This is a genomic window from Blastocatellia bacterium (assembly GCA_035275065.1).
In the GTDB taxonomy this organism is placed as follows: domain Bacteria; phylum Acidobacteriota; class Blastocatellia; order UBA7656; family UBA7656; genus DATENM01.
In genome coordinates this window covers 14,155-33,984 of sequence record DATENM010000028.1, presented here as the reverse complement: position 1 = coordinate 33,984, position 19,830 = coordinate 14,155, and the positions used below count along the sequence as shown (strand labels likewise).

The window sequence follows — 19,830 nt, the reverse complement described above, 5'->3', positions numbered from 1 at the left end:
AATGCGGATAGTGGATAGCGGGTTGCGGATCGAAGAAAGTGACGCTGAGAACGCAGCGGCAAAACCAAAGGTTGACGGACAGGACAGCGCCAGCGGCGACGCAACGAACGTCACCCGTCGCGACATGTTGAAGCTGACCGCCACGGCGGCCATCAGCATTCCGCTCGTCGGATTGGCCAACGCGGCGGGGGCCGCGACCGAAAGCGCCGTGCCGGCAAAAGCGCCGCTCTTTTTCACGCCCGAAGAGTTCGCGATGGTGGACGAGATCAGCGAATTGATTATCCCCGCCGACGAGCATTCGCCGGGCGCGCGCGCCGCCCAGTGTGCCGCTTACATTGACGCGCGGCTGGCCGAGTCGTGGACGGAAGAGCCGAAGGCCCAGTGGCGCGAAGGCTTGAAAGCGATTGACGCGGTCTCGCAGGAGATCAACGCCAAGCCCTTCATGCAGGCGACAGCGGAACAGCGCATCGCGGTGCTGACAGCCATCTCGAAGAACGAGAAAGACCCGAAGAAGCCGGAAGAGCGTTTCTTTGGCGAGATCAAGCGCCGCACCGCCCACGCTTACTACTCGTCGAAGATCGGCATTCATCAGGAGATGGAATACAAAGGCAACGTGCCGATCAAAGAGTTCGTCGGCTTCGACGTGCGAACCGAGTCATAGCCCAAACATCCCCGCAGGGGATGAAGTCAATAGCCGGTGGCAACGCCACCGGATTCAACCCCACCGGAAGCCATAGTGAGATAAACACCGACCCTGAAAGGGTCACAGTCGCCGGTCAGGAACTGTGACCCCTTCAGGGTCAGATTGTCATGGTCTATCCGTTCCGGTGGCATTCCGTTCCGGTGGCAACGCCACCAGCTATTGACTATCGCCCTTTCAGGGCGGCTCGCTGCTATCCCATAAATCCCAGGTCGCGCACGCCGAAATTCGTGAGCGTTGGAAAGACGGTGTCGAGCTGCGCGTCACTTGCGCCGAACCACTTCGCCAGCGTCGCGCCGTACTGCGCCAGCGAGACGCCGGGCAGCATCACGCCGCGCGTGTCCGCGTAATCATCGCCGGTCGCGTTGAAGTTGCTGTAGTTGGTCATCAGCGGATAGCGGCCATACATTCGCCCGCCCGCGACCGCGCCGCCGACGATGAAGTGGTGACTGCCCCAGCCGTGATCCGAGCCCGTCCCCGACGGCTGCAACGTCCGCCCGAAATCCGACAGCGTGAAGCTGGTCACTTGATCGGCAATGCCCATCTCGACCGTGGCGTTATAGAAAGCGCCCATCGCCGCGCTGATCTGCATCAGCAAGCTCCATTGCTGATACGACTGCCCGCCGTGCGTGTCGAAGCCGCCGAGCCCGGCAAAGAAAACCTGCCGCGCCGCGCCAAGCTGCGAGCGCAGGCTGATGATGCGGGCGATCTCTTTCAACTGGTTGCCGATCTGCGTCTGCGGGAAGGGCGTCGTAAACGGCGTGCCGCCCGCCGCCGATTTGAGCAGCGGGTTGAGCGCCAGCGCATCGCTCATGGCCTTGTTGGCTGCCGCGATCATCTGGTTGCTGCTGCCGGCCGCGAGAATCTGCTGCTGCGCCGTCGCCCGCGCCTGCGCCGCCGTCGAAGGCCAGAGGCTCATGGCGTTCTGGTCGAGATAGTTCCCCGGCTGTAAGCTCGCCGACTGGATGACGCTGCCGGTGCAGAAGAGCGCCTGGCCGTTCAGCGAAATTGACACGGGGAAGTTGGTGCCGGTGTTCGCCGCCTGCATGGCGTCTGCCGAACGCCCGCCCCAGCCGCTCGCGCCGAAAGCGTTCGGGTAACCGGTCTGCATCTGCTGGACTTGATCGGAGTGCGAGCGCAGGTTGGTCGGCAACTGATTGTTGCTCTGAAAGTCGAGGTACGAAGTCGGGCGCACCAGCATGCCGACGTTCGCAAGCACAGCCATGCGCGCCTGCTGATAGATGTTCTGCAACTCCGGCAAGCCATAGTGCAAACCGAACGCGCCCTGCACAGGGTCGCCAATGGCGAGCAACTGGCTCGGCGGCAGCGCCAGCGCGCCGCGCGCCGCCTGATAGGTGCTGTATTGTGGATTACCGAGCGGCACGACGGTGTTGTGGCCATCGTTGCCGCCGAACATAAAAACGCAGACGAGCGCTTTGTAATCCTGAGCAGGTGCGGCGCTGGCTAAAGGCAAGCGCCCGAGCGCGGCCAGCATGCCAAAGCTCGCGCCCATCTGCATGAAACCGCGGCGTGAAATCTTATGTGTATTTTTCATCGTTTGCCTCATTGCGTTAGTGCTGTATCAGGTAATCGCCCGACGTCGCCGTCAAGTAAAGCACGGTCATGACGCGTTGATTATTGTCGGACATCGCCGGCAGCGCGTTGATCAGCGCCGTGCGCATCTGCGGCGACATCCTGCCGTAGAGCAGCGCGTTGTCCACCGCGTTGATGAGCGCCGTCGAGTTGCCGGCGACGCTGACGAACGGCTGCAAGGCCGGGTTAATCGGATATGGGTTCGCCATAAAGCCATACAGGTAGTTGGCGCGGTTGACGGCTTCGGTCGGCGAATAGATTTGAAACTCCGGCCCGAACAGTGGCGACTTCGGCACGTGATACATCGGCGAGTAATGGCCGAAGACCGACGGCGCGTCGAGTATGCCTTCGCCGAAGGTGTAGAAGATGTAGGCGAACTGCGACGGCTGGCCGGTCTGCATGTTCAGGGCTCGCAGGTAAGCGATGGTCTGCTGCACAGGCGTGCGCAGGCGGCCAAAGTTCGATGGCGGGTTGTCGTCGCGCGCTTCCGCATCCATCAGGATGGCGCGGATCACCGCTTTCATGTCGCCGCGCACGCCCTGGCCGTTGTCGTTGAAGGCGTCGGCAACGCGCGCGATGTAAGCCGGGCTGGGATTGCTCGTGACCAGCGCGCGGATCAAGCGCGTGGCAAGGAACGGGCCGACGTTCGGGTGATTGAAGAGAATATCAATCGCGCCGTCGAGGTCTTGCGCGTTCGTCTGATTCGCCGCCAGCGTTTGCCCGAGGATCGTCTTCTGCGTGCGGTCGTGGTAAGACAGGATCGGCAGCATCGGGCCGGGGTAATAATTCCAGTTCTGATACGCCGGCGGGATGCCCGTCGAGTTGCCATACGTCCAGCCGGTCAGCGCCAGCGCCATCTGCTTCACGTCTGTCTGTGTGTAAGTTGGCATCGGGTTGCCCTGCGCGTCCATCTGCTGCGAGCCGTCCGGGTTCAGCTTCCACAGGCCGATGCTGAACAACTGCATCACCTCGCGGGCGTAGTTCTCGTTGGCGCCGCCGCTGATGCCGGGCCGCGCGCTGTTGACCATGTCGAGGTACTTGCCCATCGAAGCGTCCAGGGTGATCTCGCGCAGCAGCGTGCGGTAATTGCCGAAGGCGTTGCGGCTCAAGACCTGCAACCACGGCACAATCTCGTTGCCGTTGGTGTTTTTGTTCATGGCGACGACGATGATTTCGCTGAGCGCGAACAGCACGCGCTGCCGCAGTTGATCCTGGCCGTTCAGGGCATTGCCAAAGAAAGCGTCTACGGCGTCCGAGCGTTGCGCCGTCGAAAGCGACGGCCACGGCGATTCGGGCGTCGCGAACTGCTCATCCAGGAACGCCTGAATGCCGACCTGACGGACGTGCGCCATCAGTTGCGGCGTCGAGCCGAAGGTGGCTTGATCGAGGAAGCGGCCATAGGTGATGGCCAGCGGGTCTTGAATCGTCACGGTGGCCGTGCCCTGCGTAATGTTATCGGCCTGGCTCAACGCCGAAACGGTGACGACGCCGGCGGTCGGGACGGTGTTCGGCGCGGTGTACAAGCCGCTTTGTGTAATCGTGCCTACAGACGGGTCGCCGCCCGTCGAGCCGTTGACTTTCCAGGTCACCGCCGTGTTCGGCGTGCCGGTTACATTGGCTTGAAACTGCTGCGCTGCGCCGGGCACCAGACCGACAGAGGCCGGCGTCACATTCACCACCACGGTCGAAACGACTTTGACCGTAAGCGGCGTCGAGACCGCCGCCGGGCCGGGATTGGCGACCGTGACGTTGAAGCTGCCAACCTGGGCGGCGTTGCCGGTCGCGGTGAGCTGTGTGGTCGAGACGAAGTTCGTCTGGAGCGGCGTGTTGTTCCACAAGACCTGCGCGCCGTTGACGAAGCGGCTGCCATTGACGGTGAGGCTGAACGGGCCAGGCGGCAGCGTCGCGGGCACTACAGACGTCACATAAGGCACCTGATTGCGCACCGTGATGGTGCCGGCGGCAAAGGCCGTCGGGTCGGCGACGCTGGTGGCTTGGATCGTGACGGTATAGTTGGGGGGCGGCACGGGGGGGGCCGTGTAAAAGCCCGTGCCGCTGATCGTGCCGACGGTGGCATCGCCTCCCGGAAGGTTGTTAATCGTCCAGGTGACGGCAGTGTTCGTCGCACCGACCACTTTGACACTGTACTGGCGGGTGCTGCCGGCAGGCAGCGTCAGGGTGACCGGGTCAATGGCGACGGTCACGCCGACGGGCGGCGCGGCTTGCAGGCCGGGAGCCAGCATCGTGAAGATCAACAGAAGCGAGAATGTAAATCGCAAGATAGAATTTGGGCGCACGTTGATTCTCCTTTTCAATCCGGTTGCTTGATATGCACGGTTGAGCCTTGCGAATGCGGGGGCATACGTCAGGTCGAGGCGAAGCCAATTCTCCTCATCTTGTTCGGAAGGGCAGTAGCTTAAAGGTGACCGGGGCTGCCACATTCCACTTTGGCGTTACGATTATTGCCAGAAAGTGGAAGCGTGTCACTACATGAATTGGTAGCAAAAATTAGTCGCCCCGGTCGCGGCGCGCTCGGCCTCGATCAGCCGCTGAAAGCAGACCTCAAGCGAGTCGCCATCGGCGCTCAACCCGCATGGGGAAGCGCGTCGCCGCTTTCGTCGCCTTTACGCTCTGGCGTCAGCCGAATGTAGCCTTCATTCCAAACAACAAGGTGCGCCGCCTCTCCGTCAGGAGACGCAGGCGCACCTTGTCGTTAATCAAATCTATGGCCACAGCAGTGAAAGGTCACCGCCCGGCGAATCACGTTTTGATCGCTCGTGGGCGAATCACTGTCGCCGGCTCGACAGTCGCACAGGCGTGTTGGGCTGCGCGCGGCACGGATCAGCCGGCTTCGACTGCTGCGCGCGGGCGGCTGCCGGCAGCGTGCGCTCGTCGAGCTTCAACAAGCCGCATTCGACTTCGCCGAGGCGGCTCTGCAAGAGGCTCAGCTCAAGGCGCAGGCGCTCGACTTCCGGGTCGGGGGGAGCGGTCGTAGCCGGCTGCCGCTGCGCGTATAGCACCCGCTGTTGTAGCTGACTGATGTTCGATTCCATCTGGAAGAGGTGTTGTTCGAGGGTGCTGATGCGCCGGTCGAGACTCATTACGTCCTGTGCCGAGGGCGCTCCGTTCGCGGAAGAGGCTGTGCCGGCGCGCGCCGACAATAAGGCGAGGGCGGTAAGACAGGCGATTGCAAAATAGGTAGCGCGCGTTGCTCTTTGCATGGTCTTTCTCCGATTATCAGCGCCCACCCCGCCTGCGGCGGGAAGGAAAAAGGCAAAAGTAAAAAGGCAAAAGTGACGGAGCCGGATCAATAGGTAGGCAAAGGCGAGCGGTGAAGGCGCTTGATCCTATCTATTCAATCCCCTGCCGACCTTTTGCCTTTTTACTTTTTACTTTTTCCTTCTTCAGCGGTTGTCGTCTTCTTCGCTGTCAACCCAGGCGTGCGCCGTTTCGCCGAGCCTCAGGCTATCAATGGCAAAGTGCTTGTACTCGTGAACCGCCGTCTCGTAATCGTAGCGCGTGTCGCCGGTCAGGCCGATCATCACCGGCGGGTCGCGTTCGAGATCGGTGTCGCCGACGATGTAGGCTTTGAACTCGTCGTCGTACCAGCGCCCCTGGCGCAGCGTGACCGCCGAGCGCTCAATCGTGTAAACGCGCTCGGCGACCTGCGGGAAATGGCCGGCGACTTCGAACTGGGCTTGCTTCCAGGCGCAGGGCAGCAGCGCTTCAAAACTCTGGCGCGGCGCTTTGGCGCATGTGCAAGGCTCGGGGCCGGGCGCGGTGACGCGAAAACTGGCGCTGCCGGACGACGAAGCCATCACCGGCAGGAGCACCAACATGGCGACGATAAGAATCACTTTTGTCCACATCTGAGGAAGCCACCTCTGACGACACGCCAACCTGCGGCATCTTGCCGGGTGGCAAGACCGCCGGGCCTGCGATTAAACGTCAATCGTTAACTGCTTGTTGTGCCTTAAGGGGTCAGGACAAGCGACTACACGCAGTCAGGCTGCGCAAACGGATTATAGAATGGCGTCCGGCAGCGCGCCAGTGCTTCCAATTAGCGCAACAAAAAAATCACAAAAGCCGGGGCTCGGCCAACAGCGCGGCGGCGGCGCGGTGGCCCGAATCAATCAGCGTTCGCACCTCTGCGCGCCGGAAGAGCAGGGTGCCGCGCCCCAGCGTTTCAGGCTGTACCACGCGGATCGGCGTGTCGGGATGGGCGTGGCGCAACGCTTCGAGCTTTGCGAGATTCGCCCGCCGCTGGCGCTCGCGGTTCGAGACATCTATGGCGAGAACCTGTTGCGGGCGAAACGGCGCAGTGAATAGGTACTCGACCGGCAGCAGGTTGGTGACGCCGCCATCGATCAGCCGCATGCGCCGCCCGCTCATCAGGCAATCGCGCGGCGGGTAAACATGCGGGATGGCGGCGGCGCCGCGCGTCGCGTCTGAGAGCGGGAAGCCCGATTGCAGGTTGTGAAAGAAGACTTCTTCGCGAGCAATCAAATCATAGGCAACCATGCCGATGCGCTCGACGCCGTGATAGAGCGGCTCACCCGAAGCCGCGGCCAAACGGTCGAGCGATTCGGGGATGACGCCGGCGCGGTGCAGGAACCGCCGACGCATGAAGTCCGGCGCGCGCCGCAGCCACGCCCATGCCAGCAGGTGCCTGGTTGTCAGGCTGGCCCCAAAACGCCTGAGCGTCGGCACGTCCATTCCGACCGCGGTATAGAAAGCGAGGATCAGCGCGCCGACGCTGGTGCCGACCATTTCGCTGATCTGAAAGCCGCGCTCGGCGAGGGCTTCCAGCACGCCGACGTGCGCCATGCCGCGTATGCCGCCAGCGCCGAGCGCCAGGCTGATGGGCTTGTGCGGGTCGAGCGGTGCAAGTGAATGACGGTTGTTCACAGGAAATGTGGCGCAAGGCGGTTAGCTTGCGCGAGTCGCGGCGCAAGCCAACAGCTTGCGCCACATCGTCTAATCACGGCTTTTGTCATCTTCGCTTGAAAGCGCCGCGGCGCGCAAGCCGGGCCGCCCACGCCTCAGTCGAGGCATGGGAAAGTTTCTATAGAATTCGCGATGGGCGATTGTTACAATCGCCTTTGCCCCGCACCCCGCCCCGCATTTCCGGCTGCCGAGGTCAGCAGCCGCGAAGGAAGCCTTGATGCAAGAGATAGCTTTACCGAGAGATGGCGCGCGCGCATGGCTCAGGCCGCGCTACTTCGTTTTGTTGATGGCGCTGGCCGGCGGCGGCGCGTTGTTTTACGCGCACCTCCAAATCGCTCAGTGGGGCGAAAATTACCAAAGCGCCTGGATGGCGGTTGACCGCTTATTCGATTTGACCTTTGCGCTGGGACTCATTGCCATCGCTTTCTGTGTCGGGCGGCGCTGCGCCGGGGGCTTGCGGCTCGCATTTGCAGGGCTGGCTGAAGAGCTGACGGTTTCAGTCATGTTGGGCGTTGGCCTGCTCGGCCTCGTGATGCTTGGCCTGGGGCTCGGCGGGATGCTGGCCGCGCTGCCGGTTAGCCTCGCCCTCGCCGTCTTGATGGGCCTGTCGTGGCGCGAAGCCTTGGCGCTCGCCGACGTAATAAAAGCCGGCATTGCTGCCGTGATGGCGACGCGCATGCGGCTGGCGCTCACCATTCTCTTCTGCGCTTTCTTTGCCGTCTTGCTGCTGCGGGCGCTGACGCCGCCGCACGCCTATGACGAAGCGATCTATCATCTGCCGGCAACGAAATCTTTCATCGATCACGGGCGCGTCTATCCGCTCGTAGACAACGCCGCCGGCAATATGCCGTTCCTGACGCAGATGATCTACGCCATCGCCCTGATGGCCAAGAGCGATACGGCGGCGAAGCTCTTCAGCCTGCTGATTGCGCTCATCTGCGCGCTGGCGCTTTATGCGTTCTGCGCGCGCTTCCTGTCGCGGCGCACGGGTGTCGTGGCGCTGTTCGCTTTCTTCGGCGCCGGCATGGTGATCGAAGTCTCAGTCACCTGCCGCGTTGATGTCACGCTTGCCTGCATGCTGTTTATGGCCACCTACGCGCTGATGATCAGCCTGGAGAGCAACGGGCGCGGCTGGCTCTATGCCTCGGCGCTGCTGGCCGGCTTTGCGCTCGGCGTCAAGCACACGGCTGCCGTGTGGGTGTTGCTGCTCGGCGTCATGTTTTTGCTCGAAAGTTTCTGGCGCAGGTCGGCTCCACGGCTTACGATCATCAAGCGTGCCGCGCTCTATACAGCGATTACGCTGCTGGTCGCCTCGCCCTGGTTCATCAAGAACCAGTTATGGTTTCACAATCCCATCTATCCGTTTGCGACCGGCGAAGTTGCCGAGCTGAGCGACGGCCACGCGCGTTACTTCACTGACGCAGACGAAGCTCGATTAGAGGCTCACCTTGAGCAGGCGCGGCGGGCCTTGCCCGATCTCGTCAAAGCGCGCGAAGCCGAATTGGCGCAGGCCGTGGCCAATCGCCAGATTCAGCACCCGCCGCATTTCTGGGAATACTTCAGCAACCCCGACCTCTATAACGCGCCCGAAAGCTATCACGAGCCGAACTATCTTTTTCTCTTCGCGCCGCTCGTCCTCTTCTTGCGCAAGTCGCGGCGGGTGATCTGGCTCGTGGCGCTCAGCGTCGGTTTCTATGCGCTGCTGACGCAGGTGATCTGGCACAGCCGTTACCTGCTGCCGCTGTACCCGGCATTAACTATCGTCACGGCTTACGTGCTGACCGGGTTGACCGACTGGGCGGCGTTGAAGGCGCGGTCGCGCTGGGTGGCCATCGGCTCAAAGGCGCTCGCGGCCATCGCCTTGAGCGCGGCAATTGCGCCGCTCGCCTTTACGAGCTTCACACAATTCGGTGAGCTGCGCGGCGCGCAGTACCTGACCGGGCAGTTATCACGGCGCGGCTTCATGTCGTCAATGTTTTATTATCAGGCCATCAATTTCATCAACCGAACGCTGCCGCGGGATGCGCGCGTGATGATGATCGGCGCGCAGATGTCTTACGGCTTGCAGCGCGACTATGTCGCAGACACCAGTCTCGACACCACCGGCTGGCAGCGTTTGCTGTTGCACAACGATTCGATGGCCGAGGTCAGGGATGACCTCAAGCGGCAGGGGATTACGCACCTGCTAGTCGCGCAAGGCATTTTTCCGTGGGGCGCCAAGCGCAGCGGCAGCGCCTCGCTGATGACCTCGAAGGTGCTGGAAAAGTCGCGGCCCGATTACTATGTGCAGCTCAGGAACTGGGCGGCCTTAGACCTCTTCACCAGCCAGTACGTCGAGCCGCTCTATTCAGACCAGGCCAAGTACATCATCTATCGCTTGCGCTGAGTAATAAAAGATAAACACAGAGACACGGAGGCACGGAGACACGGAGATGGTACGAGAAGACTCTGTGCCTCCGTGTCTCCGTGCCTCTGTGTTTAATCCCCATCCTGAATCCCTGTGTTTAATCTCCATTCTGAATTTAGGAACTCTAGCTGTATTTCTTCAGCTCAAGCTTGGCGATGGCTTCGCGGTGAACTTCGTCGGGGCCGTCGGCCAGGCGCAGCGTCCGCGAATGCGCCCACGCCTGAGCCAGAAAGAAGTCGTCGCTGACGCCGCCGCCGCCGTGCGCCTGGATGGCGCGGTCAAGCACGCGCAGCGTCATGTTGGGCGCGATCACTTTAATCATCGCGATCTCGGCGCGCGCCTCTTTGTTGCCGACCTTGTCCATCATATAAGCCGCTTTCAAGACGAGCAGCCGCGCTTGATCGATCTCCAGCCGCGACGCGGCGATGTCGGCCTTGATGGTGCCCTGCTCGGCTAACGCCTTGCCGAAGGCGACGCGCGCTTTGACGCGCCGGCACATCGCTTCAAGCGCGCGCTCGGCGACGCCGATCAAGCGCATGCAATGATGAATGCGCCCAGGCCCCAGGCGGCCCTGAGCGATCTCGAAGCCGCGCCCTTCGCCCAGCAGCATGTTCGAAGCCGGCACGCGGACGTTTTCAAAGCTGACTTCGCCGTGGCCGTGCGGCGCGTCGTCATAGCCGAAGACCGGCAGCATCCTCAGAATGCGCACGCCCGGCGCGTCCATCGGCACCAGAATCATGGATTGCTGTTTATGCTTGGGCGCTGACGGGTCGGTCTTGCCCATAAAGATACTGATGCGACAGCGCGGGTCGCCGGCGCCCGATGTCCACCACTTGCGCCCGTTGATAACATACTCGTCGCCGTCGCGCCGGATGCTCGCTTGAATGTTGGTGGCGTCGCTCGAAGCCACGTCGGGCTCGGTCATGGCAAAGCACGAACGGATCTCGCCCGCCAGCAACGGCTCCAGCCATTGCTTCTTCTGCTCCGCCGAGCCGTAGCGCGCCAGCACCTCCATATTGCCGGTGTCGGGCGCCGAGCAGTTGAAGACTTCGGGCGCCATCACCGAGCGGCCCATGATCTCGCACAGCGGCGCGTATTCCAGGTTCGTCAGCCCTGCGCCGTGCTCGCTTTCCGGCAGGAAGAGATTCCAGAGGTCGGCGGCGCGCGCCTTCTCCTTCAACTCTTCGACAACGCGGGTCGGCTGCCAGCGGTCGCCCGTAGCGATCTCTTCGTGGAAGCGCCGCTCGTTCGGGTAGATGTATTCGTCCATGAACGCCAGCAGCCGTTTGCGCAACTCCTGCACCTTGTCGGAGTAATCGAATTCCATAGCGGGCTTCTCCTTTCTTTTTCGCCGCGTCGCCGTGCTTCGCTCACACGCTCTCGATCTCCCAGATGTCCTGGGCGTATTCCCGAATCGTCCGGTCGCTGGAGAATTTGCCGATGCGCGCCACGTTGATAATCGCTTTGCGCGCCCAGGCGTCGGGTTGCAGGAACTCGCGCGACACCAGCTCCTGCGTTTCGATGTAAGAGGGTAGATCGGCGAGGTGAAAGTATTCGTCGTGGCCGACCAGGCTGTCGAATATCCAGGTGAACAGCCCCGTCGCTTCCGGGCAGAAGAGATTCGATTGCAGCGCGTCGAGCACGCGGCGAATCGCCGGGTTGGTCTCGTAATACTCGCGCGGGTTGTAGCTGCGCTGTTCGCGCATCGTTTCGATCTCTTCGGCGCGCAAGCCGAAGATGTAGATGTTTTCGGGGCCGACCTCTTCGCGGATTTCGATGTTCGCGCCGTCGAAGGTGCCGACGGTCAGCGCGCCATTCATGGCGAATTTCATGTTGCCGGTTCCCGACGCTTCTTTGCCGGCAGTCGAAATCTGCTCGCTTAAATCCGCCGCCGGGATGATGCGCTCGGCAAGCGACACTTTGTAATCGGGAATGAAGACGACTTTCATCAGCTCGTTGACGCGGCGGTCGCCATTAATCACCTGGCCGACGTTGTTGATGAGCTTGATGATCTGCTTGGCGGCCCAATAACCGGGCGCCGCTTTGCCGGCGAAGACGTAGGTGCGCGGCACCTCGGGCAGCTCGCCTTCATCGGTCGCCCGCACATAATCATGGATGATGTGCAGCACGTTCAAGAGCTGGCGCTTGTATTCGTGTATGCGCTTGACCTGCACGTCGAACAAGGTTGCCGGGTCAACGTCTATCTCGGTGGCGTCGCGGATGACGCGCGCCAGCCGCTCTTTGTTGGCGCGCTTGATCTGACGGAACTCCTCCTGAAAGCCCGCATCGTCGGCCCACGGCTCAAGGTTGTGCAAAGCGTCGAGGTCGGTGATCCAGGCGTCGCCGACGGTGCGGTTGATCAGCTCGGCGAGCCGCGGGTTGGCTTTCAACAACCAGCGGCGTTGCGTCACGCCGTTCGTCTTGTTGTTGAACTTTTCGGGCCAGAGCTGATAGAAACCCGGCACCAGTCGCGTCGTCACCAGCTCGGAATGGAGCTTGGCCACGCCATTCACCGAATGGCTGCCGATGATGGCCAGGTGGCCCATGCGAACCTGCTTGCGCTCGCCCTCTTCAATGATCGACATGCGCCGCAGCCGCTCCCAATCTCCCGGCCATTTCTCAAGCAGCAGCGCCGAAAAGCGCTGGTTGATCTCAAAGATGATTTGCAGGTGGCGCGGCAGCACACGCTCAAGCAACGGCGCGGGCCAGCGCTCCAATGCTTCCGGCATCAGCGTGTGATTGGTAAAGCCGAGCGTTGCGGTCGTGATCTTCCAGGCGTCGTCCCACTCCAGGCGGTTTTCATCAATCAGCACGCGCATCAGCTCGGCGACCGTGAGCGCCGGGTGCGTGTCGTTCATCTGAATGGCGACCTTCTGCGGGAACTCGTCAAAGGTCGTGTGGTTGCGCTGGTAGCGGCGCATAATGTCCTGCACCGCGCAGGCGACCAGGAAGTATTCCTGCATCAGGCGCAGCTCGCGCCCGGCTTCGATTGAATCCGACGGGTAGAGGACTTTCGAGACGCGCTCGGCGGCGACGTTGGCCTCGACGGCCTTGATGTAATCGCCCTGGTTGAAGATCTGCATGTCGAACTCTTCGTCGGAGACCGCCGAATAGAGCCGCAGGTAATTGATCGTCCGCCCGCCATAGCCGACAATCGGCATGTCCGCCGGCACCCCGATCATCACTTTCCAATCGGTCCACGCCGGATGATATTTGTCGTCCTGGCCATTGGGCACATGCTCGATGCGGCCATAGACGGGGATGACGCAGGCTTCGTCGGGGCGCTCGACCAGCCACGGGCTACCGTGCGCCCGCCAGTGGTCGGGCTTCTCTTTCTGGAAGCCGTTCTCGATCTCCTGTTTGAACAGGCCGTACTCGTAGTTGATGCCGTATCCGAACCCCGGCATGCCGAGCGTCGCCAGCGAATCCAGAAAGCAGGCGGCGAGGCGGCCCAGACCGCCATTGCCTAAGGCCGCATCGGGCTCGGTCTCGCGCACTTCTTCAAGGTCAACGCCGAGGTCGAGCAAGGCTTCGCGGCAGACGTCGAGCAATCCCAGGTTGAGCAGGTTGTTGCCGAGCGAGCGGCCCACCAGAAACTCCATTGACAGGTAATAGAGGCTCTTGGCGTCGGCCTGCTGGTAACGCTCTTCGGTTTCTAATATGCCGTCGATCAAACAGTCGCGCACGGCCATCGCAGTCGCTAGCAACACGTCGCGCCGCGTCAGATCGTTCCAGCGCTTGGCGAGCGTGTACTTGGCATGCAGGCGAATGGCTTCTTGAATGGTTTGGACTCCGCTCAACGTCGAGCGGCGCTCTTCAGAGGTCGTCAAAGGCTTGTCTCCAGATAATGAATAAGGCTCAGGCTCAGCATCTTAGCTAAGCCGTCAGTTTACTCTCTGAGGGATGAATGCGCTACCTGATGCGCGCCGCCGCCCGGCGCGGGGCCGCTTACTCGTTCACTGTGCCGAGGCGCTCGCGCCGATACTTGTCGGCCTGCACCTGCTCGCACCACGGGCGGTTTTCGATGTACCAGAGCACGGTACGCGCGATACCGCCTTCGAAATCCATCGCCGCCTGCCACCCCAGCTCGCGGCGAATCTTCGTCGCGTCAATCGCGTAGCGCCGGTCATGGCCGGGGCGGTCGGGGACAAACGTCTTCAGCTCGCCGTAACGCCGCTTGCCCTGTGTGGCGAGCGCCGGGTTGTCTGCCGCCGGCACCAGCTCGTCGAGCGCCGCGCAGATCGCATCAACGACCTGCAAGTTGGTGCGCTCGCCGGCGCCGCCGATGTTGTACTTGTCGCCTGCGCGCCCGCGCCTGAGCGCCAACAGGATGCCGGCGCAGTGGTCTTCGACATAGAGCCAGTCGCGGACATTGCCGCCGTCACCGTAGATCGGCAGCGGCTTGCCTTCGATGGCATTGAGCGTCACGAGCGGGATCAGCTTTTCGGGGAACTGGAATGGGCCATAGTTGTTCGAGCAGTTGGTGACGACCGCCGGCAACTGATAAGTCTCGTGATAAGCGCGCACCAGATGATCTGCCGCCGCCTTCGATGCCGCGTAAGGCGAGTTCGGCGCGTACGGGGTCGTCTCTGAAAACAGCCCCGATGGCCCGAGCGTGCCGTAGACTTCGTCGGTCGAAACGTGCAGGAAGCGAAACTGAGCGCGCTCACGGTCAGTCAGCGTCGCCAAATAACGCCGCGCCGTTTCCAGCAGCACGAAGGTGCCGCGGATGTTGGTTTCAATGAACGGGCTAGGATCGTCAATCGAGCGGTCAACATGCGATTCGGCAGCGAAATTGACCAGCGCCGTCGGCTGATGCTCGCGGAAGAGCGCGGCCATCGCTTCACGGTCGGCGATGTCGGCTTGAACGAAGACAAAACGCGCGTCATCCATCACGTCGGCAATCGTCACCAGATTGCCCGCGTAAGTTAGCTTGTCAACGACGACAACCCGCGCTGCGGTCTGCGCCAGCGCATAGCGGACGAAGTTTGCGCCGATAAATCCGGCGCCGCCCGTGACAATCATCGTTTCCATTCGTTCGTTCTTCTCCTGTGGGGCGCGCTATCCGCGCAACGCTGCGAGCAAACGGCCTTCGATGTCGGGGAAGCGCCGCTGGTAATCTTCATGGCTGGCGCGGATGACCGCGAGCGCTTCTTCGCGCCCATAAACCTGGGTGATCTCGGTCTTGCTCTTGAGCGCGCCGGGGGCGTTCTTGTAGGTCAGAAAGTAATGCTGCAAGCGGTCAATGACGGCGCGCGGACAATCTTTAATGTCCTGCCAGCCGCCGTAAGCGACATCGTCTCTCATCACCGCGATGATCTTGTCGTCGGCCTCGTCGCCGTCAATCATGCTGAGGCCGCCGATGGGCACGGCGCGCAGCAGAATGTCGCTGTGCGAGATGACCTTTTCGGTCACCACACAGATGTCGAGCGGGTCGCCGTCGCCGACAATTCCCAGGCGGCCCGAACGTTTGCTGAAGAGGTCAGCGACGCGCTCGCCGCAATAGGTCTGCGGCACCAGCCCGTAAGGCGACGGGCAGACGTTCGAGAAGCGCTGCGGGCGGTCAATCGTCAGGATGCCGGTCGCCTTGTGCATCTCGTATTTGACGGTGTCGGTCGGGACGATCTCGATGTAGGCGGTGACGACTTCGGGCGCGTCGCTGCCGATGGAGACGCCGTGCCAGGGGTGGGCTTTAAAGAGCAGCCCGAGCAGTTTGGCCAGCGCCTCGGTGTTCTCTTTGCTCATCGCTTCACCTCAAGGTTTCATCCTATCCTGAGGCGCGCGGTTCTGCAAAGAACGAATGGTAAGCAAAACACGGAGGCTCGGAGCAGGGCCATTCAGTTCTGCAAAAAAAGGATGAGAAACAAACACAGAGGCACAGAGGCACAGAGGCACGGAGTCTTCTCTGTGCACCTCCGTGTCTCTGTGCCTCTGTGTTTATCTTATCTTTATGAATGTCGAGATCTGATCAGGCGCTCAAGGCTTGCTGATAAGCGGCTGCCGCCGCCGCCGTGTCGGTGTACTCGTGGAAGTCGACAACCTTGCCGTCGCGGATCGTGAAGACGTGCGCCCAATCGGCGCCGTATTCTCGCCCGGTCGCTTTGACGCGCCAGCGGTACTGGCCTTGCACGACGACTTTGTCGTTCTGCGCGGTGAAGCTCTGCGGCGTGAACTCTAAAACGTCCTGAAGCTCGCCGAGGCTGGCAAAGAACTGGCCCACCTGCTCGTGGCCCTGGCGCTTGCCGGCAAACGGGATGTTGGCGATTTCAGGCAATTGCCACTGGACATCGTCTGAAAGCAGGGCGAGCAGCGCGTTGATGTCGCCGCTCTCAAAATTGGCATAGGCTCGCTGCACGATACCGATATTCTCTTGGTCACTCATGGTTTGTTCCTTTCAATGCGTTACGAATAGAGATCGGGTGGGCCGATTTGATTGCTCACCTTCTGGAATCGTTCAGAAGCTACGGACAAAGCCGAAGAACGGTTTGCATCGCCGGGCAGAGAAATCTTCTGCCTGAGCGATGCTCTGAATCAGACCGTGCGCGTCACCTTCGACAGCGAGCGCGGCATGTCGGGGTTCAAGCCTTTGGCATCGGCAAGCAAGGCCGCGAACAACTGCGCCGGCACCATGTAAGGAATGGGCGCGAGCAGCTCTTCGATCTCCGCCGGCATGCGTATGCTGCGCGTGCCCATACCGGCCAGCTCCTCGTCATCGCTAATCACCAGCGTGTCGGCGCGCAGATCACTGAGCCGCTCGATCAACTCCTTGACGCCGCGCCGGGTCGCCCCCGGCTGCGAAAACAGGATGGTCGGAAAGTGGCGCTCGACGACCGCCAGCGGGCCGTGAAAGAAATCCGCCGACGAAAAGCGCTCGGCGACGACATAGCAGGTTTCCATCAGCTTCAACGCCAGCTCGTAAGCGTTGGCGTAGAGCAAGCCGCGCCCGACGACGACGCAGTTCTCCATGAAGACGTAGCGCTCAACCAGTTGGCGAATCGCTTCGCGGTGGTCGAGCGCCCCGGCGACGTAATCGGGCACGGCCTCATAGCGCAGCTCGCCCTGGGCATCGGCGAGCGCCGCCGCCAGCATGTAAAACAGCATCATCTGGCCTGTGAAAGTCTTGGTCGCCGCAACCGAGCGCTCGCGCCCACCGTGCATCAGCAACGTTTCATCCACCAGATTGACCATCGCCGAGCCGGCTTCGTTGGTGATGCCGACCGTGCAAGCGCCGCCGGCGCGGGCCGCTTCCAGCACAAGGTTGATGTCTTCGCCTTCGCCCGATTGCGACACGCCGATGACCAGCGCCCGACTGAGCCGCAGCTTGGCGCCGTAGAGCGTGTAGACCGACGGCGCAGCTAGCGACACGGGGATGCCGGTCGTCAGCTCTAACAGGTAGCGCCCGAACAGCGCCGCATTGTCCGAGCTGCCGCGCGCCACCAGAACGATCAGGTCAATATCGCGCCCGCGGAGGTGCGCGCCGAGCCGCGCGACTTTGTCGCGCTCCTGCTCAATCGTGCGCCTGAGCGCCGCCGGCTGCTCGGCGATTTCGTCAAGCATCAATGACATCGCGGATTCCTTTCACACAAGATTTCGTCGCCGCGCCTCAGGCTCTCTTCAACAGGATGATCTGGCCGGCGTGATAGAGCGTGTGCTGAATGACGCCGTTGATGGCGTAGTTGGCGCTCTCCTTGCCTTCAGCCAATCGCTTGTGCAGGCGCTCGCCATCAAAATGGCGGATCGTGTCGCGCAGCTTATGATGGGTGGCGTCGAGCCTGGCGAGCGTCGCCTGCCACGCGGCGTCCGTCGTCTCTGTCACCGCCGGCCAATCGCCTTCGTCGGGGTCGCTGATGTATCGGCCTTCGAGCCGGCTGGTGACGGCGCTCTCCCACGCAGAGATGTGCAGCACCAGTTCCCAGATCGTATGCGCCGACGACAGAGGCCGCCGCGCCGCCTGCTCTGCCGTCACATCGGCAAGGATCGTCTTGAGCGCCGGCCCGTGCCACGCTTCGCCTTCGTAGGCGCGCTTTAATTGATCGACTAATCGTTCGACTTCGGTCATAAAACCTCACTAGCTCCAGTCTGCAAGAATGACGTGAAGCTGTTGCGGGCCGTGAACCCCGACGACCAGCGTAAGCTCGATGTCGGCGGTGCGGCTGGGGCCTGTGATCAAGGTGACGGCGCTGCTCAAGCGATCATCGGCAGGCAGCAGCGTAAATAGGTCGTCGAGGCCGCGAAGGATTTGCTCGGGCCGCAGGATGGCGACGTGTACCGGCGGTAGTAACGACGCCGTGCGCGGCCGGGTTTTGCCCGCAAGCAGGCAGAGCGTGCCGCTGTCGGCCAGCGCATAATCGACCGCCGTGACGCCGAGCCCGGCTTCAGCGGCTTCGTTGATGAAGGCCGCTTTATCCGGGCGTTCGCGGTCGGTGATGAGCTCGACATCCATCTCGGCGAGCCGGCTCATCAGCCCGAGTTGCTCGAACCACGGCGAATGCCAGCCGACCGCCTTTCTGCTTTTTACCTGAGCCGCGATGCCGGCAATCTGCTCGCCAACCTCCTGCGCGCTGGCAGCGACCGAAAAGCCGCCGCCGACACGCGCCAGCGCCACTGCGAACTGCTCAACCAGGGTGTCGCGCTCATGTTCGCTAAGCGGGGCAAGCGGCGGCGGCGCGGGCACAATGTCATCGGGCAAGCCGGCGCTGTGCGCCGCGTGGCGATTGCCAAGCGCCTGTCTGACTTTCGAGAGAATCTCGTCGCGGGCCGTCATTATTTGTTCATCTCGCGCCACAGAGTGCGAAAGGGCTTCGAGGCGATGGCCGGAAAATCGCGGTTGCGCGTCCAGTTGCCAAAGGCCAGAGGCAGACGTTCAAAGCGGCCACCCTTCAACAGCGGTCCTTGCAATTTTGCCGGCAGACGAAACGACCAGTTGTAGACTCGCGGATGCCGCATCGCCCACGCCCAGGCTTTGATCGCCATGCGCTCAAGCCACGGCCCGCGCGGTCGCTTGTCGCCTTTACCTTCGCTCCAATCGCCGCGCAGGCTCAACAGCACGTGCGGAATGTTGATGCGCACAGGGCAGACTTCGCGGCACGCGCCGCACAGGGTCGAGGCGAACGGCAGGTCTTTCGTCCGCTCAAGCCCGACGAGCGGCGGCGTGATGATCGAGCCGATGGGTCCCGGATAGACCGTGCCATAAGCGTGGCCGCCAATCTTTTGATAGACCGGACAGACGTTCAAGCACGCGCCGCAGCGCAGACAGTAGAGCGATTCGCGCTTCGCCTCGTCCGCAAGTATCCGCGTGCGCCCGTTGTCCAACAGCACAAGGTGGAACTCGTCTGCGCCGTCCACCTCATCGGCACGCCGCGTGCCGGTGATGAATGACACATAGCTCGACATGGTCTGCCCTGTGGCGCTGCGCGCCAGAATTTTCAGAAAGACGCTGAGGTCGGCAAAGCGCGGGATCAGTTTTTCGATGCCGACGACGGCGACGTGCAGGCGCGGCAGGCTGGTGCTGAGCCGGATATTGCCTTCGTTTTCGAGCAGCACGATGGTGCCGGTTTCGGCGACGGCAAAGTTCGCGCCCGTCACGCCCATCTCCGCCGCGCGAAAGCGCCCGCGCAGTCGCAGGCGGGCAACAGCGGCAATCTCTTCGGCTTCGTGCAGGTTCGCGGCGCGCAGCTTATCGGCGAACAGCGCGGCGATGTCGCCCTTCGATTTGTGAATGGCCGGCGCGAGAATGTGCGAAGGCGGCTCGTCGGCAAGCTGGACGATGTATTCGCCGAGGTCTGTCTCGATGGCTTCGATGCCTTCGCGCCCAAGCGCCGTGTTCAAGTGAATCTCTTCGGTCGCCATAGACTTGCTCTTGACGACCGAGCGCACGCGGTTGCGGCGGGCGATGTCGAGAATGATGGCGCAGGCTTCGTCGCCTGTGCGCGCCCAGTGGACGTGGCCGCCGAGGCGTTCGACGTTTCGTTCAAGCTCGACGAGGTAACGGTCGAGATGATTAATCGTGTGCTGTTTGATGGCGCGGGCGCGGTCGCGCAAGGCTTCGCCTTCGGGTAACTCCGCGAAAGCCGCCGCGCGCCGAACGGTGAAGGTGTCTAGCACGCGCAGCCGCTTCTGCAACGCCAGGTCAGCGACCGCCGCCTCGGCATTGGCCGTGAAGTTTTCCGACTTCAGATGCATC

At 62.1% G+C, this 19,830-nt stretch carries 16 protein-coding genes; 2 read left to right on the top strand and 14 right to left on the bottom strand.

Annotation, left to right across the window (positions count from 1 at the left end):
* Window position 1: 1 nt before the first annotated feature.
* Complete coding sequence (locus VJ464_05160; protein HKQ04496.1) at window positions 2–661, top strand: gluconate 2-dehydrogenase subunit 3 family protein; 660 nt, start codon at window positions 2–4, stop codon at window positions 659–661.
* Window positions 662–893: 232 nt separating this feature from the next.
* On the opposite strand, the gene VJ464_05155 is transcribed toward VJ464_05160, so the two are convergent.
* The 5 genes from VJ464_05155 to VJ464_05135 form a co-directional block, all read right to left on the bottom strand.
* Window positions 894–2,255: a DUF1501 domain-containing protein gene (locus tag VJ464_05155; GenBank protein HKQ04495.1), complete on the bottom strand. Its 1,362-nt coding sequence runs from the start codon at window positions 2,253–2,255 to the stop codon at window positions 894–896.
* Window positions 2,256–2,271: 16 nt separating this feature from the next.
* The gene (locus VJ464_05150; GenBank protein ID HKQ04494.1) at window positions 2,272–4,590 is read right to left on the bottom strand and encodes a DUF1800 family protein; all 2,319 of its coding nucleotides are present in this window, start codon (window positions 4,588–4,590) and stop codon (window positions 2,272–2,274) included.
* A 489-nt stretch (window positions 4,591–5,079) separates the two neighbouring features.
* The gene (locus VJ464_05145) at window positions 5,080–5,514 is read right to left on the bottom strand and encodes a hypothetical protein (GenBank protein HKQ04493.1); all 435 of its coding nucleotides are present in this window, start codon (window positions 5,512–5,514) and stop codon (window positions 5,080–5,082) included.
* Between the two features lie 183 nt (window positions 5,515–5,697).
* On the bottom strand, window positions 5,698–6,162 hold the full coding sequence (locus tag VJ464_05140; protein HKQ04492.1) for a hypothetical protein: 465 nt from the start codon (window positions 6,160–6,162) through the stop codon (window positions 5,698–5,700).
* A gap of 208 nt (window positions 6,163–6,370) precedes the next feature.
* On the bottom strand, window positions 6,371–7,201 hold the full coding sequence (locus VJ464_05135) for a patatin-like phospholipase family protein (protein ID HKQ04491.1): 831 nt from the start codon (window positions 7,199–7,201) through the stop codon (window positions 6,371–6,373).
* 256 nt (window positions 7,202–7,457) lie between these two features.
* Between VJ464_05135 and VJ464_05130 the strand changes: the two genes are divergently transcribed.
* Window positions 7,458–9,626 carry a glycosyltransferase family 39 protein gene (locus tag VJ464_05130; GenBank protein ID HKQ04490.1) on the top strand — a complete coding sequence of 723 codons (2,169 nt, stop codon included), beginning with the start codon at window positions 7,458–7,460 and terminating at the stop codon, window positions 9,624–9,626.
* Window positions 9,627–9,771: 145 nt separating this feature from the next.
* Here VJ464_05130 and VJ464_05125 read toward each other — a convergent pair whose 3' ends face one another.
* The 9 genes from VJ464_05125 to VJ464_05085 form a co-directional block, all read right to left on the bottom strand.
* A complete protein-coding gene (locus VJ464_05125) occupies window positions 9,772–10,974 on the bottom strand; it encodes an acyl-CoA dehydrogenase (GenBank protein HKQ04489.1) in 1,203 nt (400 codons plus the stop codon).
* A gap of 43 nt (window positions 10,975–11,017) precedes the next feature.
* Window positions 11,018–13,477 (bottom strand): glycogen/starch/alpha-glucan phosphorylase, encoded by a 2,460-nt coding sequence (locus tag VJ464_05120; GenBank protein HKQ04488.1) that lies wholly within the window; start codon window positions 13,475–13,477, stop codon window positions 11,018–11,020.
* A gap of 118 nt (window positions 13,478–13,595) precedes the next feature.
* On the bottom strand, window positions 13,596–14,681 hold the full coding sequence (rfbB, locus tag VJ464_05115) for a dTDP-glucose 4,6-dehydratase (protein HKQ04487.1): 1,086 nt from the start codon (window positions 14,679–14,681) through the stop codon (window positions 13,596–13,598).
* 27 nt (window positions 14,682–14,708) lie between these two features.
* Entirely contained in the window at window positions 14,709–15,392 is a 684-nt protein-coding gene (locus tag VJ464_05110) for an inorganic pyrophosphatase (protein ID HKQ04486.1), read from the bottom strand.
* A gap of 223 nt (window positions 15,393–15,615) precedes the next feature.
* Window positions 15,616–16,029 carry a nuclear transport factor 2 family protein gene (locus VJ464_05105; protein HKQ04485.1) on the bottom strand — a complete coding sequence of 138 codons (414 nt, stop codon included), beginning with the start codon at window positions 16,027–16,029 and terminating at the stop codon, window positions 15,616–15,618.
* A gap of 149 nt (window positions 16,030–16,178) precedes the next feature.
* Window positions 16,179–17,213 carry an SIS domain-containing protein gene (locus VJ464_05100; protein ID HKQ04484.1) on the bottom strand — a complete coding sequence of 345 codons (1,035 nt, stop codon included), beginning with the start codon at window positions 17,211–17,213 and terminating at the stop codon, window positions 16,179–16,181.
* 37 nt (window positions 17,214–17,250) lie between these two features.
* Complete coding sequence (locus tag VJ464_05095; GenBank protein HKQ04483.1) at window positions 17,251–17,706, bottom strand: DinB family protein; 456 nt, start codon at window positions 17,704–17,706, stop codon at window positions 17,251–17,253.
* Window positions 17,707–17,715: 9 nt separating this feature from the next.
* Window positions 17,716–18,411 (bottom strand): lactate utilization protein C, encoded by a 696-nt coding sequence (locus VJ464_05090; GenBank protein HKQ04482.1) that lies wholly within the window; start codon window positions 18,409–18,411, stop codon window positions 17,716–17,718.
* Window positions 18,411–19,829, bottom strand: a complete 1,419-nt coding sequence (locus VJ464_05085; GenBank protein HKQ04481.1) for a LutB/LldF family L-lactate oxidation iron-sulfur protein — start codon at window positions 19,827–19,829, stop codon at window positions 18,411–18,413. The genes VJ464_05090 and VJ464_05085 overlap by 1 nt, the downstream gene beginning before the upstream one ends.
* Between the last annotated feature and the right edge of the window lies 1 nt (window position 19,830).

Bases quoted from the DNA above. Each gene is read 5' to 3' on its own strand.
- VJ464_05160 (HKQ04496.1), top strand. From the start codon at position 2: ATGCGGATAGTGGATAGCGGGTTGCGGATCGAAGAAAGTGACGCTGAG.
- VJ464_05155 (HKQ04495.1), bottom strand. From the start codon at position 2,255: ATGAAAAATACACATAAGATTTCACGCCGCGGTTTCATGCAGATGGGC.
- VJ464_05145 (HKQ04493.1), bottom strand. From the start codon at position 5,514: ATGCAAAGAGCAACGCGCGCTACCTATTTTGCAATCGCCTGTCTTACC.
- VJ464_05140 (HKQ04492.1), bottom strand. From the start codon at position 6,162: ATGTGGACAAAAGTGATTCTTATCGTCGCCATGTTGGTGCTCCTGCCG.
- VJ464_05130 (HKQ04490.1), top strand. From the start codon at position 7,458: ATGCAAGAGATAGCTTTACCGAGAGATGGCGCGCGCGCATGGCTCAGG.
- VJ464_05125 (HKQ04489.1), bottom strand. From the start codon at position 10,974: ATGGAATTCGATTACTCCGACAAGGTGCAGGAGTTGCGCAAACGGCTG.
- rfbB (HKQ04487.1), bottom strand. From the start codon at position 14,681: ATGGAAACGATGATTGTCACGGGCGGCGCCGGATTTATCGGCGCAAAC.
- VJ464_05110 (HKQ04486.1), bottom strand. From the start codon at position 15,392: ATGAGCAAAGAGAACACCGAGGCGCTGGCCAAACTGCTCGGGCTGCTC.
- VJ464_05105 (HKQ04485.1), bottom strand. From the start codon at position 16,029: ATGAGTGACCAAGAGAATATCGGTATCGTGCAGCGAGCCTATGCCAAT.
- VJ464_05100 (HKQ04484.1), bottom strand. From the start codon at position 17,213: ATGTCATTGATGCTTGACGAAATCGCCGAGCAGCCGGCGGCGCTCAGG.
- VJ464_05095 (HKQ04483.1), bottom strand. From the start codon at position 17,706: ATGACCGAAGTCGAACGATTAGTCGATCAATTAAAGCGCGCCTACGAA.
- VJ464_05090 (HKQ04482.1), bottom strand. From the start codon at position 18,411: ATGACGGCCCGCGACGAGATTCTCTCGAAAGTCAGACAGGCGCTTGGC.
- VJ464_05085 (HKQ04481.1), bottom strand. From the start codon at position 19,829: ATGCATCTGAAGTCGGAAAACTTCACGGCCAATGCCGAGGCGGCGGTC.